This is a genomic window from Rossellomorea pakistanensis, from assembly GCF_016908495.1.
Taxonomy (GTDB): domain Bacteria; phylum Bacillota; class Bacilli; order Bacillales; family Bacillaceae_B; genus Rossellomorea; species Rossellomorea pakistanensis.
Map to the genome: position 1 here is coordinate 260,188 of NZ_JAFBDZ010000002.1, position 16,084 is coordinate 276,271.

Genomic DNA, 16,084 nt, shown 5'->3' on the forward strand with positions numbered 1-16,084 from the left:
TTACAGTGATAAAGCCCTTAAAGGGCAGATACGTTCGAAAGTTTCGTTGCTTGATCTATGTTTGAGATTCCGATTATTTTTAAGAAGTGGCGCATTTTGTTCATTGTGATTTGTGAGTATTCTTCGATGACATTGAATTCTTTAAGAACTCCATATTTCTGGTTAGCTGAGCCTGCTGCCGTTCGAGAAGAGCTTTCTCCCACTTTGCCATGGTTATAGGTGTAAACCTTGGCTTCTCCGATCTTCTGAGAATACTGGGTGAACTCAATATGGAACACAATCGCTAGCTCATCATCTACATAAGAAGGGACGATATTCATTTCAATATTATTCATTTTCCACTACCTCCCTTAACTATTGTACTTTTATACTATCAGAAGAATAAAAAAGGGGTATTTGGTCTTGTGAAAGATATTGACGTGATTTTCTTTAATTAGGGGTTAAAATCCCTTTGTTTTGGGGTATTATATAACTTCGTGAATATTCTCAAAAGAATAACTCCAGTATTAACCAGAGTACATAAAAATACGGTATAATAGAAGAAAGCACTTCCAAAATAGAAGTGCTTAATAAAGGTAATGTTTTAAGTAAGGTAGACTCAAAAAATTAATGAATATCTGGAAGTTCACTTTGAAGTGAAGGAGAGCTGGTTGCTACACCAAATGCTCCAACTAGACCAAATACTAGAAAGGATGCTGCAATTACTGCATATAATTTCTTCTTCATAGGTATTTCCTCCCTTTATTCGATTACTAATAACTAGATATGATAAATGTATCATTATTACTAATATTAAATCATATTTAAAAAATATTAACATTCATTTTCTCAGGGAATTTTCAGAAAGATTTATTAATTTATATTAGCCAAGCTAACTATTTCATAAAAAAATATAATTATAGGAATATTTTTAGGGGGAACACAATGGATTTCTCTGCTGTAGGTAAAAAAATTAAAGAGCTTAGAAAAAATGTTGGCCTTTCACAAGAGGATTTAGCAGAAGGTATTTGTACACAAGCACAAATCAGTAAAATTGAAAAGGGCATTGTTTACCCATATGCATCAACACTTTATTTAATTTCGCAAAAATTAGGAGTCGATGTTAACTATTTCTTTGATATAGGGATGACACCAAGATTGGACTATGTGCAAGAAGTCGAGTACCAATTAAAGGTAGCTCGCAGGACTTTTGACTATCAAGGTTTAAAACAAATTGTCCAAGCAGAGGAAAATAATCCTTTATTCTTTCAAAATAAAGTAAATTTACAACTGCTATTATGGCACAAAGGAATTTATATTTATGAATTAGAAAAAGACATTGAAAAAACTATAAAAACCTTAAAATCAGCTGTTGAACTTACAAGGCAAAAAACGAAAGTATTTTCAGAGCGTGAAATAGAAATTCAAATTTCTTTAGGCATAATTTATTTTAGATACGATATCGAAAAAGCAGTAGAAACTTACATGAAAATTAACGACGAACTTCAAATGCTTCCTACTTTAAATGATTACACCATAAAAACACGTCTCTACTACAATTATGCTAGAGCTCTAACTAGATTAAGTAAGTTAGAAGAATCCATAAGATACTGTGAGCAAGCAATCAATTGGTGTATCGAAAAGGAGAACATGTTTTTACTTGGAGAACTACATTATCACATTGGATATAACTATGAGCTGCAAGGGGATTTAGATAAAGCGATAACATACATGAAGAAAGCACTAACTGTTTTCGAGCTTCAGAGAGATGATAAATATATCAAATTTATAAGTGAAAAAATAAAAGAGATGAGTTAGAAGGAGTGTTTCGAGAGAGGCGCTCCTTTTGTATTTCCAATCCATGCAATTATACAAAAGCAACATAAACTAAATAAACCTTTAAATAAGGAAACGTCTCTCTACTGCTTTAAAGCACCCAAGAACCGTCCCGCACCACTTCACCGCGTTACCCTGAATGTAAATAATTTCTAAAGTTTTTGTGGATTTTGTGATAACCGCCAATTCCCTTTGATAAAATGACAGTAGAAGAAAGATTTTATCGGAGGTGGACGTTTTGTCGGAGTCTCAAATTTCGTTAAAATTCTCTCGTTTCTTGCATCCTTTAGACGCCCCAAAAAAAGTGAAGAAAGCCATTATTCCTGCAGCCGGATTGGGCACTCGTTTCTTGCCAGCGACAAAAGCTCAGCCAAAGGAAATGCTTCCCATCGTAGACAAACCAACCATCCAGTACATTATTGAAGAAGCGGTCTCATCAGGCATCGAAGATATCATTATCGTGACAGGCCGTGGGAAACGGGCCATCGAGGATCACTTTGACAAATCCTACGAGCTTGAAGAAGTCCTAGCGAAAAAAGAAAAATGGTCTGCCCTTGAAGAAGTGCAGGACATTACCAATCTCGCAAACATCCATTACATCAGGCAAAAAGAACCACTCGGACTTGGCCACGCTGTTCTTTGTGCACGCAGCTTCATCGGAAACGAACCGTTCGCTGTCATGCTGGGAGATGACATTATCCAATCCGAGAAGCCATGCCTGAAGCAGCTTCTAGAAGTCTATGAAAAACACCACGCTTCCATTATCGGCGTACAAGAGGTGCCACCCGAGGACGTCTCGAAATATGGAATCATCGACCCGGTAAAAAGCGGACTATTCCCACCAAATAATAAAACACAATGTACATTTACGGTTCAAGGACTAGTCGAAAAGCCTTCAATCGAAGAAGCCCCTTCTCAGCTAGCCATTATTGGCCGTTACGTACTAACCCCTGAAATCTTTGATATTCTTGAAACCCTGACACCAGGAGCCGGTGGAGAATACCAGCTAACAGACGCCATCAATATCTATAATCAAACCTATCCTGTCTGCGCAAATATATTCAACGGAAAGCGATATGACATCGGCGACAAGCTTGGATTTATAAAAGCAACCATCGATTTTTCTCTGAAAAGAAATGATTTACAAGATGAAGTAGAACAGTACTTACGACAAATACTCCAGATAATGAATCATTAAGGGGGATCCGCTGGCATGAAAGTATCGGTTATTGGAACGGGATATGTAGGTCTTGTGACAGGCGTTTGTTTGGCAGAAGTAGGGAACAATGTGACCTGTCTCGATATAGATGAAGAAAAAATCAATATGCTACAACTTGGAAAATCCCCCATTTATGAATCAGGTATTGAAGAAATGATGGAGAAAAATCTCCATGAAAATCGCTTAAGCTTTACAACAAGCTATTCAACAGCATGTGAAAGGGCAGACGTCATCATACTAGCGGTTGGAACTCCATCAAACCCTAATGGATCCGCAAACCTTTTATACCTTCAAAAAGCTGCAGAAAACATCGGAAAGCATTTAATTAAAGACGGGACTATCATCGTCACCAAAAGCACGGTACCCGTTGGAACAAACAACAAGGTAAAACAATGGATTCAGCAAAGCCTTACAGAGCCTATCTTTTTTGAAGTGGCATCAAACCCGGAATTCCTGAGAGAAGGATCCGCCATTCAAGATACATTTGAAGCCGATCGAATTGTGATTGGAACAGAATCAAGATACGGGACACATGTTCTCAAAGAATTATATAGTCCATTCCAAATACCAACACTACAAACCTCTTTAGAAAGTGCCGAGATGATAAAATATGCATCTAACGCTTTCCTTGCGACGAAAATAAGCTTCATCAACGAAATTGCCAATCTGTGTGAAAAATTAGACGCAGACATTGAAGACGTGGCAAAAGGGATGGGGATGGACCAACGGATTGGACCGCAATTTTTAAAAGCCGGAATTGGCTATGGAGGCTCATGTTTTCCTAAAGACACCAATGCTTTAGTGCAAATCGCTGGCGATATCGAGCATCGCTTCGAGCTATTAGAATCCGTTATTAGAGTGAACTCCAGTCAACAAATCAAGCTAATCGGAAAAGCATTAGACCATTTCGGCTCACTAAAAGGAAAAAAAGCTGCCATCCTAGGTCTCGCATTCAAACCAAACACCGATGATATTCGAGAATCAGCCGCAATCGAAGTGATCAAAACACTCCTACACTACGGAGCAACCGTGAACGCCTACGATCCAGTAGCGATACCAAACATGAAAAGATTATATCCAGAATCTGCTGAAATTCAATACACATCGACTGCTTACGAGGCCATAGCCAATGCAGACATGATCTTCATCCTAACCGACTGGGAAGAAATCAAAGAATTAAACCTACCAACCATCGCGGAACTAGAAAAGAAACCCGTCCTCTTCGACGGCCGAAACTGCTTCGACCTCCGAACCATCCAAAAATCAGGCCTCACCTACCACTCCATCGGCCGACAAATTCTGACAGGTGCCAGGCAGGACCCGAAGTTTGTCGAATATGGTGATGGGTTTGAGAACTAGTAATGATTTCTTATTAATCGAATAAAAAGTTGGTGCGATTCTTATCAACTAAAGGATCGCACTTTTTCTAGTAGAGGTGAACATTGAAGAAGACCATAAATGGATTTTATGGTAAAATTTTGATGATGAGGTGTTTTGTGTAGAATTTTGGGAGGTTGTTTTTTGTTAAAAAAGTTGAAAGTTTTATTTGGAGTCATTTCATCAATTTTAGCCATCTATTCTTTCATAACGGATAGATTTTCAGTAATGCCTTATATGCTTTTTTTCTTGGCAGCAATGATGTTAGTAATGGGAATGATTGAACTGCAAGAAAATCGAAAGTCTTCGGCTATTGCCTTTTTTTTAGTGTTTGGATTTAACCTGTTTGTTTCGGTTTATGTTTTCATCGGCTAATGTTTTAGATGTAAAAAAGAACTGCTCTTTAGCTTTATTTTAAAAGAGAGGATAAATTTCATGCATAGTTCTGGCTTGGATTCTATGTTTTGGCCAAAGTTAATAGCCATCCTATTGGCGTACCTTATTCTACATTTATTGTTAAATAAGGCAATGAGAAATTGGCTTCATTTAGAGAGGAAAAAATTCTTTTCCTATAACTTTGTAAATGATGTGCATAAGAAGGGTGAATGGCTGATAAGGATCACTTTTGTATGTATATACATACTTATGTTCTTCCTAAGTATTTCTGATCCGACCCCTAATCTACTTCTGCCATCAATTATACTGATCTTTTCCATTATTTCTACTGATCTTTTCCGAGCAGTTATAGAGTGGAAATATTCATCAAATCCAAAAGATTATATCCTAACCTTTAGCCAATTAGGATTAAACATAGTATTTTTATTTATAGTTTACAATTGGTTTGTTTAGTTAAAAGAAAGCGTTTCTAAACTTGCCTAATGGAAGTGGTTTTCACAATGATAAAAAATACAAAGCTTTTCTGTTTGGCTCTCCTATTTCTAATCGCAACAATGATAGTAAAGTTTCCTTTTCCACATGAAGCCCCTTTTAGTGATAGGATTGCAGGTGTTTTGAATATCCCTAATAAATCAATAAATGGACTAAATTATGGTGGGATTGCAGCGGTTCTTTTATTGATAACGAGTTTATTTCTTCTTGTAAAATCAATAGAAAAATACCATGGTCGCTTTGTTTTACTTGCTATTATCATAGTCTTATTTTTTCCTTCGTTTATCGTAAATACATATCAAAAGACAATGGCAAAAGGTATTTATGCTGTTTCCTATGAGCGCGATCTCAGTAAATGTCATTTTAAGCTGTCCAACGAGTCTACCTTGCATGGGGTGTGTGAGCTTTCATTTGTTAATCACAGCAAAGATGATGTCCAATTTGCCATTGAGTTTTATGAAAAATATGACGAACGCATCGCAATGGAAACACTAATGAATAACAATGGGTCATCTGTGATCAAACTCAGAGGAAATGAGAGAAAAAATGTGAAGATCGAGAAGCAAATTGATGTGTCTCAAATGGAAAATTACATTGAAAGTGGCAGTACAACCGATGTGAACATTAAAATGAAGTCGGGTAAAAAAAGTAGAAAATTATAAGCCATTAAAAAAGGAGTTTCTAGATTGGAACTATCATTTTTTAATATTCTCATAGGATTCATCCTGCCATTATTACTCATAATAAGTTCCGTTTAGTGGACGGAAGCCAAGCTTCTCATGAACTTAATAAAGGATAATAAATTCGAGCTGATTAAGCAATCAACGGCACATAGGGAAATTTTATTGAGGGAGTTCATTTGAATTCTTAAACCATTGTGGAGGGGTCTTTTCATTGTCGGTCCCGCCATTGCTCTTGCATACGGGATGATCCTCTTGATCAATAGTTGGTTATCTGCCTGACAAAAGCGATATAGCGTCGCTTTTTTTAGTTAGTTAAAAAAATCCGCCCAAAATGAAAATCACCCTTGACATTTTTATGAAACAGGAATATTATGGTCTTAAATAACAGTCAGTACTGACAGTCAATCAAAAAGGGTGTAAAAAATGAGTAGCAGCAAAAATTTGAGCAGCAAAGATAAGTTGTTGATGGCAGCCATCGATCTAATCGCAGCAAGAGGGTACAATGGTGTCACCACAAATGAAATCGCAGTGGCAGCAGGGTTAAGTGAAAAGACTTTGTTTCGGCACTTCGGTAGTAAACAAAATCTTCTCGAATCCGCTTTTGACCGCTTTCATTATATTGAAGAGATGAAAAAGCTTTTTAACGAGAAGCTTGTGTGGGATTTAGAAACCGATTTGCTCCTAATTAGCCGAACGTACCACGAAATTATGAACCGTAACCGGAAAATGATTCAGATCAGCATTAAGGAAGAAGGCAATATGCCAGGATTCAGGGAAAGAACCCAGCAACAGCCTCAACAGCTAATGGACATTTTATCAGAATATTTCACGGAAATGTCGGAGAAAGGGAAACTCATTCAGACGAATCCCGAAGTGCAGGCACTGTCGTTTATGATGATGAATTTTGGAGCATTCATGAACGACCTGGAGTCCAATGATAACTTTCCAACTGTCTCATTAGAAGAGTTTATCTCGGAAAGTGTGCAAATTTTTACTAGGGCTTTAACCCCCTAGTATTTTTTCAAAGCTGTATGTCAGTCAGTACAGACAGTCATTCAAACGAAGGGAGTGAAAAAAATGGAAAAAGAAATACCGAAGAAAACAGGAGAAAAATTGATGCTCATTCTCATGTTCACCCTGATCATATCAGCAATGAGCGGATTAATGTTTAACATCGTCCTCCCTGAAATTAGTGAAGAGTTTACCCTTTCCATCTCTCAAGTAAGCTGGTTCTCTTCTGCCTATGCGCTGATTTATGCGATTGGAACAATGACCTACGGAAAATTAGCTGATCGTTACAAGCTTAAAAATTTGTTGACGTTCGGATTGGTTCTTTTTGCGATCGGGTCATTAGTCGGCCTGGTTTCACAAACCTTCTGGCTGGCGCTTGTGGGAAGATGCCTGCAGGCTGCAGGGGCAGCTGCGATCCCGGCAACAGCCATGATCATCCCGGTGCGTTACTTTGCTCCAGAACGCAGAGGTTCAGCTATCAGTATGGCGGCGGTAGGTTTGGCAATCGGAAGTGCACTTGGGCCGATTATTTCCGCGTTAATTGTCGCGGTTGCCCATTGGCGCTGGTTGTTCTGTATCCCTCTCCTGATTTTACTCACACTGCCTTTTTACCGTAAATATTTGCAGGATGAGGAGCAAGTTGCATCTGGAAAATTTGATTGGGTTGGAGGAGGGTTGCTTGCTGGTACCATATCTTTGCTTCTTCTTGGTGTGACGAATGGTACTTGGTGGTTTATGATTGGCGGTTTCCTCACGCTGGTATTTTTCGTAGTACGAATCCGTTCCGTTTCCGAGCCCTTTGTTCAGCCAAAGCTCTTTGAAAATAAGGAGTACACCCTTATTCTAACGCTTGCTTTTTTAATCAATGGGATTGGCTTTTCTCTCTATTTTGTGAGTCCCTTGCTTCTGGCAGATGTTCAACAGCTATCTTCAAGTTGGATTGGGTTTGCTATGGTTCCTGCCGCAGTAGCTTCAGCGATTTTAGGAAGGAAAGGCGGCAAACTAGCTGATTTGAAAGGGAACGCGCATCTATTCTTTTTGGCATCCGGATTGTTAGTGACATGCTTTGTATTGCTTTCAACCTTTACGGGTAGCGCTCCGATCTTCATTGCCATGTTTCTGGTTTTCGGGAATGTCGGGCAATCCTTTATGCTCATTGCCATGTCTAATTCGATTTCGCGTACATTACCAAAGGAACAGGTTGGAGTTGGAATGGGCCTCTTTTCAATGCTGAATTTTATTGCGGGAGGAATGGCTACAGGGGTTTACAGCCTGGTGGTGGATACCGGTTCTAATGGGCACTGGAATCCGCTGACCATCAATCCAAATGGTTTTATTTACAGTAATATTTTCTTCGTGCTTGCTGCTTTACATGTGCTCATTCTACTGTTTTACTTTTTTCAGTTTGGCAGAGCAAGGAGAAAAAACATTCAATTGGAAGGCTAAAATCAGACAAATTTGGAGGAGATTAAAAATGACAACAGCTTTATTTGTAAAAGCAAACAATCGCTTGGAATCGGTAAGTGGAAAATTATATGAGGCCTTTTTAGAAAGCTATAAAGCCTCAAATCCGCATGACACAGTGGTTGAGCTCGATCTATTTCAAGAACACTTGCCCTATTTAGGTGATGTGATGATCAATGGAAATTTTAAATCCGCCCAAGGAATGGAACTCAATCTTGAAGAAAAGTCTGAGCATGATATCGTCGCAAGACACCTAGACCAGTTTATAGCAGCGGATAAAGTGGTCATGGCATTCCCGCTTTGGAACTTAACCGTTCCAGCCGTGCTACACACATACCTTGATTATATGCATCACCCTCGCAAAACCTTTAAATATACAGCAGAAGGCTTAGTAGGTCTGTTACCGGATAAAAAAGTGGCCTTATTAAACGCGAGGGGCGGGGTATATGCAGAAGGAGACTCTTCTGAAATGGCGGTAAGCTTTGTAAAAAATCACTTGAATGTTTTTGGAATTACAGACATCAAAACCGTAGTTATTGAGGGGCATAATCAATTTCCGGATCAAAGGGAAGCGATTATTGAAAAGGGTCTCCTACAAGCAACTCAAACGGCAAGATCTTTCTGATGATCAAAAGCTAATGATTACCATCTACTCCTTACTTTGATATTCTATTAATAGGATTAGCGCATAGGAGGAATATCAGATGGAACAGTATTTAGAGCATAATAAAAGGATTAGAGCAGAATTGTTAAATAGTGTAAACACCTTGTCAGATGAACAGTTGAATAGAAAAGTAGAAGAAGACAGCTGGACGGTTATGCAGATTCTCCACCACTTGTATTTAATGGAGGGAAGCATAGCGAAAACGATCCAATCAACTTTGGAAAAAGGAGAAAAGCAAACGGTTGATTCCAAGCCAATCGAATTAACGGTAAACCGCTCCAAAAAAGTAGAAGCTCCTTCATTTGTTGAACCATCCTTAGAATTTATTACATTGGAGGAAATAAAAGAGAAGCTGAAACAGTCCCGAAACGCCCTTCTTCAGGTTGTCTCAAGCAGCAACAGCGAAGAACTGAAGAAAAAAGCCTTCCCGCATCCCGTCTTCGGATTAGTGAGCTTAGAGCAATGGGTTCCCTTCATCGGCTACCACGAAAAAAGACATTTAGAACAAATGGAAGAATTGAAAGCGAAGCTATAAATCCAGTATTTTATTCTCGCCCTTAAGCTTGGCAAAAAGAAGGAGACTCTTTTTGCCAAGCTTCTTTTAGTTGTATTTATGGGTTGGTAGCAACGGGGTCGCGGGCGAATTTTGTATTAATTTGTCGAACGGTCAATATATTGCTTACAACGGACAAATTAATGCTGATAACGGTTGAATTATTAGAGGAAACGGACAAATTAACTGCGTTAACAGACAAATAAACCGGACCCAAGTTAATTTTAGCTTTTACGAAGTTTCACAGCGTCATTACCCGGTCCAACACGATCTGACTGGTATCCATGATTCGCACCACAAAAATTAGGTGAACGACTCAAAAAAAGAAAAGTCCGACACAAATTTACAATTAATTTACATAGAGTTAATGCTAGATAAATAGTTTCCTATCATACTTGTTCTAGAAATATAGAATATGTTCTAAGGAGGACAACATCATGTTCAGTAAAAAATCTATGAAAAAGCTATTGCCAATCGCAGTGCTTTCCTCTCTAGCTATTGGTAGTATGATAGGAACACAGCAGCCTTCTATTGAAGCAAAAGGCCCTAAACATGAAGAAAAAGAAGTCTCTAAACATAAAAATAACGCTAAAATTAAAAACGTCATTGTCTTAATTGGGGATGGAATGGGAGTTTCCTATACTTCTGCTTATCGTTACTTAAAAGATGATCCATCGACAAAGGTAAAGGAACGTACGGCTTATGACCCTTATCTTGTTGGTCAGCAAATGACGTATCCAGAAGATCCCGAACAAAATGTAACGGACTCTGCGTCTGCTGCAACGGCAATGTCAGCGGGGATTAAAACCTATAACAATGCAATCGGTGTAGACAATGACGGTTCAGAAGTGAAGACCGTTCTTGAAGCCGCTAAAGAAAAAGGGAAAGCGACAGGACTTGTTGCGACTTCTGAAATTACCCATGCGACTCCGGCTTCTTTCGGCGCCCATGACCACAGCCGTAAGAATATGGATTCCATTGCCGATGATTATTTTGATGAAATGATTAACGGGGAACATAAAGTAGACGTTCTTCTTGGTGGAGGAAAAAGTAACTTCATTCGCAATGACCGCAATCTAGTAGAAGAGTTCAAGAAAGATGGATATGCGTATGTGGATAGCAAAAATGAAATGTTAAACAACAAAGATGAACGGTTACTCGGATTATTTGCAGATGGCGGATTACCCAAAATGATCGACCGTGAAAAAGAAACTCCATCACTAGAAGAAATGACCAATACGGCTCTTAAGAAATTAAACAAAGATAAAGACGGGTTCTTCCTTATGGTAGAAGGAAGCCAAATTGACTGGGCTGGTCATGATAACGACATCGTTGGCGCAATGAGTGAAATGGAAGACTTCGAAAAAGCATTCCAAGCAGCGATTGAATTTGCCAAAAAAGACAAACATACACTAGTAGTGGCAACAGCTGACCACTCTACAGGAGGATACTCCATCGGTGCAGATGGAATTTACAATTGGTTCAGTGAGCCAATTAAAGCAGCTGAACGTACACCTGACTTCATGGCAGAAGAAATTGCGAATGGTGCAAAAGTTGAAGAAACATTGAAAAAGTATATTGACCAAGAGAAGCTGCAATTAACAGCAGATGAGATTCAATCCGTTGAAAAAGCGGCTAAAACAAAAGAAACGCTAGAAATTGACAATGCTATTGAAAATATCTTTAACAAGCGCTCACATACTGGGTGGACAACAGGCGGACACACAGGTGAAGACGTTCCGGTATATGCATTCGGACCGTCAAGCGAGAATTTCGCAGGACAAATCAACAACACGGATATTGCTAAGAGTGTTTTCGATGCTTTGAAATATAAGATTGAAATCAACGATAAGTAAAAAGGACAAAATAAAAGGATCCCGTCGTCACTCTAGTCGACGGGAACTTTTTTACAAGGGACATAATGAGGGAGGAATCACCATGAAACAGGCACTTTCAATCCTACTAGTACTCTTCCTAATGGCTGGCTGTTCGGCCAATGCATCTCCAGAAAACAAGGAAACATCAAAAGAAAGCGAGACCCAATCAGCAAATGAAAAGAAGAATGAAGAAAAGCAGAAGCAAACAGGGGAATATCAACCCAATCCACAAGTAACGGATGATCGCTCCTTACAAAAGGTTGGCCAAACCTACAAGGATCGAAAAGGGGAAGCGACGTTAAAGTCGATTAAAAAAGTCAACAAAACATATAAAGTGGGACCTGTCGAAGTAACCGTAAAAGAAATGAAACTCATTCATTTAAGACCAGATTACAGCATGATCGACTATTTTCACGTGTTAACACATGCGGAAGAATTTGACTTTGTAAAGGTATTTGTCGAGGTTAAAAACACCTCTTCGGAAAAAGTAAACTTCGCCCCAATCGCCCTTCTTAAAACAAGCTCAGGCGAAACCTTTACATGGGAAAAGGATATCTACCTGGAAGAACTGAATGGTGAATTGAAAGGCAACGCCACCAAAGCAGGTAACCTTGGCTTCATCGTGAATGCTGAAAAAGCTCATGAAGGCAACAAAAAAGAGGGCGCCGACCATGATCATAAAGAAGAGGATATCAAGTGGGTCGAAATCACAACGAGTGATGTATTTGATCAAAACGAGAAAAAAATTGCCGACTCGCAAAAAATTAAAATTGAGTTTTAATGAAATAGAAAGGTTCCGACAACGGAGCCTTTCCTTTTTTTAATGATTTATGAAGTTTCACATGACAGTGTAACAAGAAAAAAGAAATGGTCGATATCCGAATCAAACCGACTGATAAAAATAGAAACTCGACCGATATCCTCAGCCTCTCAATCAATAGAGTCAAACCCCAGCCCGATAAACCATCTCTTCCCGTTTATAATCCGAAACATATCTAATGACCGCCGCTAACAGCGCCGGTAAAGTCCAGCCAAGGACATTTTCGAGGTTTTTCACGTCATCAAAAGCACTATTCATATCATTATTTTCACTTTTCCGGTTTTTGACGGCATAAAAGAGCATTCATATCGTTGTTATTCAGTTCAAACATCCTGTTAGGATTAGCACTGAAAAATGTTTTTGACTATTCGATGTTAGTAGGAGTTAGTTTAGGTACCATTTTCTTACTTTACTTAGCGGCTTTTTTAGGTCAACAGCAGAACCGTCATTAACACCGCCATTTTTAATAATCGCTGTGTTTTTTATGAAGCAATGAAAGCTTGTCTCCAACGCGAGGCTGTTAAGGTAGCCTTTTTCTGCTATAATAAAATAGTAAAAAACAACATCTTCAATCGTTTTGCTTACCAGCAATATGAACTTATATAGTTATTCTGTTTTAGATTCAAAGGGAAAGAGAGTGAACCAATATGGGCCGTAAGTGGAATAATATCAAAGAGAAAAAAGCGTCAAAGGATGCCAATACAAGCCGGATTTATGCGAAGTTTGGACGTGAAATTTATGTAGCAGCCAAGCAGGGTGAACCCGATCCAGAATCCAATCAAGCGCTAAAAGTCGTCCTTGAGCGTGCGAAAACATACAGCGTACCAAAAACGATTATTGACCGTGCGATTGAAAAAGCAAAAGGCGGTTCAGAAGAAAGCTATGACGAACTTCGTTACGAGGGCTTCGGACCCAATGGATCAATGGTCATCGTCGATGCACTGACCAATAACGTCAACCGTACAGCTTCAGAAGTGCGTGCAGCGTTTGGGAAAAACGGTGGGAACATGGGTGTAAGTGGATCTGTAGCCTATATGTTCGATGCCACAGCGGTTATCGGACTAGAAGGAAAAACAGCCGATGAAGTTCTTGAAATTTTGATGGAAGCGGATGTCGATGCACGTGACATTTTAGAAGAGGATGAAGCGGTCATCGTCTATGCTGAGCCAGACCAATTCCATGCTGTACAAGAAGCCTTCAAAAATGCTGGAGTAACGGATTTCACTGTAGCAGAACTAACGATGCTTGCCCAAAGTGACGTAACCCTTCCAGAAGATGCACAAGCACAATTTGAAAAAATGATTGATGCGATTGAAGACCTAGAAGATGTTCAGCAAGTGTACCATAATGTGGATTTAGGTGAGTAAAATAGGAAAGCAGACCTTTGTTTATGAACAAAAGGTCTGCTTTTTTATGCAAACAAAAACCGGATGGCGTCAACCGGTTTTTATTAAGTCTCCTTCAAATCCCACAAAACAAAAAACTTACTTCTCCACAAAATACCCGATCAAAGCATCCGCTCAAACCTCAACACCAGCCTCATTCGGGTCACTTTGCTCATCCAACATATTCCTTTAACACTTCATCCTCACCATCCGGCCAGCTCGTCCAGTGATCAACATAAGGAATCACATTTTCCTCTGAAATTCTGTTAATAACCACTTATCTAGTATCAATAAATCAATTTTTTGTATTTTTTGATTACAGCCACTGAAATGTACCACCAATGACATTCTTCTTACCACCTAATGACAGGCTGTTTTCCACTTTACAGGCATATACTGAACTTCATCATTTGTTAGTAGACTTGAAATTCCTTGGTGAGGATGTTATCTCCTGTATTCTCACTACAGCGATTAAATGATCTCAAAATGCCAGTTAATGTATAGGTTTTTTCTAATAAAGAATAAGAGGAGAGTAGGGATGCAGGTATTACAAATACCAAGAAATATGGTCAAGTCTAGAATTTTTAAATGTATTAGAGGGTTTTTGGGAGTTAGCAGGTTTTGTTGTTTTTCTGTGGTATCCCTCTCTAATGACAAGCTCATTTTAAGATAGTCATATGCTATGCTAAAGGAACAGAGTACAGGAAATGATTAGAGAAGGGACGTATACATTGTGAAGCAAGGTTTTCTTTTAATGATGACAATAGTGCTTTTGGGGGCTTGTTCTCCAACAGTGGGTCAAGAGGAAGTGTCTAAGCCGCAGGGAAAGATTGACGAAGAATACATTCTTAAAGACGACTATACATTCATCGAGTTCATGGAAGATAGGTCTTTAGGTACAATGGATATTCCCTATCGAGTGGAAGAAGAATTTGTAGGCGAGCGGTTTGCGTTGAAGGGTAAAGCTCAGCTTAGTCGTTATTATAATTATGGTTACAAGGATTTGGAAGCGACACACTTTGTGATCAAGGTTGTTAAGGAGGGGTCCCTGCATTGGTATTTGTATGTATCTAGACAGGAGTTTCCGGAACTCTTTCAAGAATTAAAGAAAGGTCCTGTGGACATATATGCTGATGCCTCTATTCCGGCTGACTATTTTGAAGTAGGTCAAGGACATTTGGCGATGGCTGAAGAAATCTTTTTTAAAGAAAGTGAAGCGCAAAAGCAGCCGCTGGATGAAGAGTTGTCACGCTATATGAAAAACCATTCTATTGAACTGAATGCAAGTGATGTCGTGTTTGATATGAAGGGTATGTCAGATCAGCCGTTTGCCTTAAGTGGGAATGCTCAGCTTGTGACGTATGGTTATATCAATCGTGAATATAGGGATTTGGAACCAACTCATTTTGTCTTAGAAGTAAGAGATACAAGTGTTAAGGATGAGCAACTTTGGAGTGTCGCTTTAGACAGGGAGAAATATCGTGATCTGTATGAACAGGCCCTTGAGGGAATGGTTCATGTAACCCTCACTGCTATTATACCTGGGGATCGTTTCACGCCATGGTCAAGTCTTGCAGCAATTGGCCAAGACGCTGAATACGAACCACTGCCTGAAAAGTATGAGTCGCCGTCGGACCGCGCTCAGGCATATATGAAGGAGAGGGGCGTATCGTTAACGGGCATGGAAGTGTTGTATGATATGTCTTCTCATGCGGGAGAGGCTTTTATAATAGAAGGAACGGCTAAGTTACGTACTTCTTTTACAGAAGGGTATGAAGATTTGCAAGATCATTACTTTGGAATCGAAATCGTCGAAGATCCGTATGGTGATCAGCCTGTCCTCTACCCGAGGGCTCTTGAAGGCTGGACTCTAATACTTCATCGTCAGAAGTATCCTCACATCTATAAGCGATTAAGCAGCGAAGAATACCTGGAAGTCATGGTCACCGCCCGTGTCGTTGCGGACCGGTATGAGCCGGGGCAGGGCGGCAAAGCGTTTGTTGAAGATATTGTTATAATTAATCCATAATAGATTTTAACCCTTTAAAGCACGAAAAGGAACTATCCCTTTTCGTGCTTTGAAGTGGTTTATTGCTTTGGTTATAAATATTTTTTGCATAGAGTTAAATGTTTTCCTTATCTGGTACAACAAACTTTTCCTTTTTGTTCTGTTGTCTATTTTAAGAATCTCACTTTATCTAAGATTTTACTTTTATAAGAATAAAAACAAGAACCCAAACACACCAAAAAATGTATATATTTTAAGTTTCTTAATGCACGAGACTTCACAGACAGAGAAGCTAGCCTTACATATTTTCATTGAAAAAG

Annotated in this window: 18 protein-coding genes; 15 read left to right on the plus strand and 3 right to left on the minus strand. The window is 39.1% G+C overall.

The window, feature by feature from the left end; genetic code table 11:
- Positions 1–17: 17 nt before the first annotated feature.
- Entirely contained in the window at positions 18–335 is a 318-nt protein-coding gene (locus JOC86_RS09050; protein WP_205170977.1) for a hypothetical protein, read from the minus strand.
- A gap of 589 nt (positions 336–924) precedes the next feature.
- Between JOC86_RS09050 and JOC86_RS09055 the strand changes: the two genes are divergently transcribed.
- The 13 genes from JOC86_RS09055 (at position 925) to JOC86_RS09115 (ending at position 12,332) form a co-directional block, all read left to right on the plus strand.
- Positions 925–1,797 carry a helix-turn-helix domain-containing protein gene (locus JOC86_RS09055; RefSeq protein WP_205170980.1) on the plus strand — a complete coding sequence of 291 codons (873 nt, stop codon included), beginning with the start codon at positions 925–927 and terminating at the stop codon, positions 1,795–1,797.
- A gap of 295 nt (positions 1,798–2,092) precedes the next feature.
- Positions 2,093–3,013: a UTP--glucose-1-phosphate uridylyltransferase GalU gene (gene galU, locus JOC86_RS09060; RefSeq protein ID WP_205173460.1), complete on the plus strand. Its 921-nt coding sequence runs from the start codon at positions 2,093–2,095 to the stop codon at positions 3,011–3,013.
- Between the two features lie 15 nt (positions 3,014–3,028).
- Positions 3,029–4,393, plus strand: a complete 1,365-nt coding sequence (locus JOC86_RS09065) for a UDP-glucose dehydrogenase family protein (protein WP_205170983.1) — start codon at positions 3,029–3,031, stop codon at positions 4,391–4,393.
- Between the two features lie 162 nt (positions 4,394–4,555).
- Entirely contained in the window at positions 4,556–4,786 is a 231-nt protein-coding gene (locus tag JOC86_RS09070; protein WP_205170986.1) for a DUF3953 domain-containing protein, read from the plus strand.
- Positions 4,787–4,870: 84 nt separating this feature from the next.
- Entirely contained in the window at positions 4,871–5,260 is a 390-nt protein-coding gene (locus JOC86_RS25310) for a DUF4181 domain-containing protein (protein WP_205170990.1), read from the plus strand.
- Between the two features lie 47 nt (positions 5,261–5,307).
- Positions 5,308–5,961: a hypothetical protein gene (locus JOC86_RS09080; RefSeq protein WP_205170993.1), complete on the plus strand. Its 654-nt coding sequence runs from the start codon at positions 5,308–5,310 to the stop codon at positions 5,959–5,961.
- Positions 5,962–6,405: 444 nt separating this feature from the next.
- Positions 6,406–6,996 (plus strand): TetR/AcrR family transcriptional regulator, encoded by a 591-nt coding sequence (locus JOC86_RS09085; protein ID WP_205170997.1) that lies wholly within the window; start codon positions 6,406–6,408, stop codon positions 6,994–6,996.
- Positions 6,997–7,059: 63 nt separating this feature from the next.
- Positions 7,060–8,439, plus strand: coding sequence for an MFS transporter (locus JOC86_RS09090; protein WP_205171000.1), 1,380 nt, complete (start codon positions 7,060–7,062; stop codon positions 8,437–8,439).
- Positions 8,440–8,467: 28 nt separating this feature from the next.
- Complete coding sequence (locus JOC86_RS09095) at positions 8,468–9,082, plus strand: FMN-dependent NADH-azoreductase (RefSeq protein ID WP_205171003.1); 615 nt, start codon at positions 8,468–8,470, stop codon at positions 9,080–9,082.
- Positions 9,083–9,161: 79 nt separating this feature from the next.
- Positions 9,162–9,656: a DinB family protein gene (locus tag JOC86_RS09100; RefSeq protein ID WP_205171004.1), complete on the plus strand. Its 495-nt coding sequence runs from the start codon at positions 9,162–9,164 to the stop codon at positions 9,654–9,656.
- 83 nt (positions 9,657–9,739) lie between these two features.
- Entirely contained in the window at positions 9,740–9,880 is a 141-nt protein-coding gene (locus JOC86_RS09105) for a hypothetical protein (RefSeq protein WP_205171008.1), read from the plus strand.
- Between the two features lie 231 nt (positions 9,881–10,111).
- Positions 10,112–11,530, plus strand: coding sequence for an alkaline phosphatase family protein (locus JOC86_RS09110; RefSeq protein WP_205171011.1), 1,419 nt, complete (start codon positions 10,112–10,114; stop codon positions 11,528–11,530).
- Between the two features lie 82 nt (positions 11,531–11,612).
- Positions 11,613–12,332, plus strand: a complete 720-nt coding sequence (locus JOC86_RS09115) for a DUF4352 domain-containing protein (RefSeq protein WP_205171014.1) — start codon at positions 11,613–11,615, stop codon at positions 12,330–12,332.
- A 162-nt stretch (positions 12,333–12,494) separates the two neighbouring features.
- Here JOC86_RS09115 and JOC86_RS09120 read toward each other — a convergent pair whose 3' ends face one another.
- Positions 12,495–12,674, minus strand: coding sequence for a hypothetical protein (locus JOC86_RS09120; RefSeq protein WP_205171016.1), 180 nt, complete (start codon positions 12,672–12,674; stop codon positions 12,495–12,497).
- Between the two features lie 81 nt (positions 12,675–12,755).
- The gene (locus tag JOC86_RS09125) at positions 12,756–12,962 is read right to left on the minus strand and encodes a hypothetical protein (protein WP_205171019.1); all 207 of its coding nucleotides are present in this window, start codon (positions 12,960–12,962) and stop codon (positions 12,756–12,758) included.
- Between the two features lie 56 nt (positions 12,963–13,018).
- On the opposite strand from JOC86_RS09125, the gene JOC86_RS09130 reads away from it, so the two are divergent.
- Complete coding sequence (locus tag JOC86_RS09130; RefSeq protein ID WP_205171022.1) at positions 13,019–13,738, plus strand: YebC/PmpR family DNA-binding transcriptional regulator; 720 nt, start codon at positions 13,019–13,021, stop codon at positions 13,736–13,738.
- A 751-nt stretch (positions 13,739–14,489) separates the two neighbouring features.
- The gene (locus tag JOC86_RS09135; RefSeq protein WP_205171025.1) at positions 14,490–15,785 is read left to right on the plus strand and encodes a hypothetical protein; all 1,296 of its coding nucleotides are present in this window, start codon (positions 14,490–14,492) and stop codon (positions 15,783–15,785) included.
- Positions 15,786–16,084 lie beyond the last annotated feature (299 nt).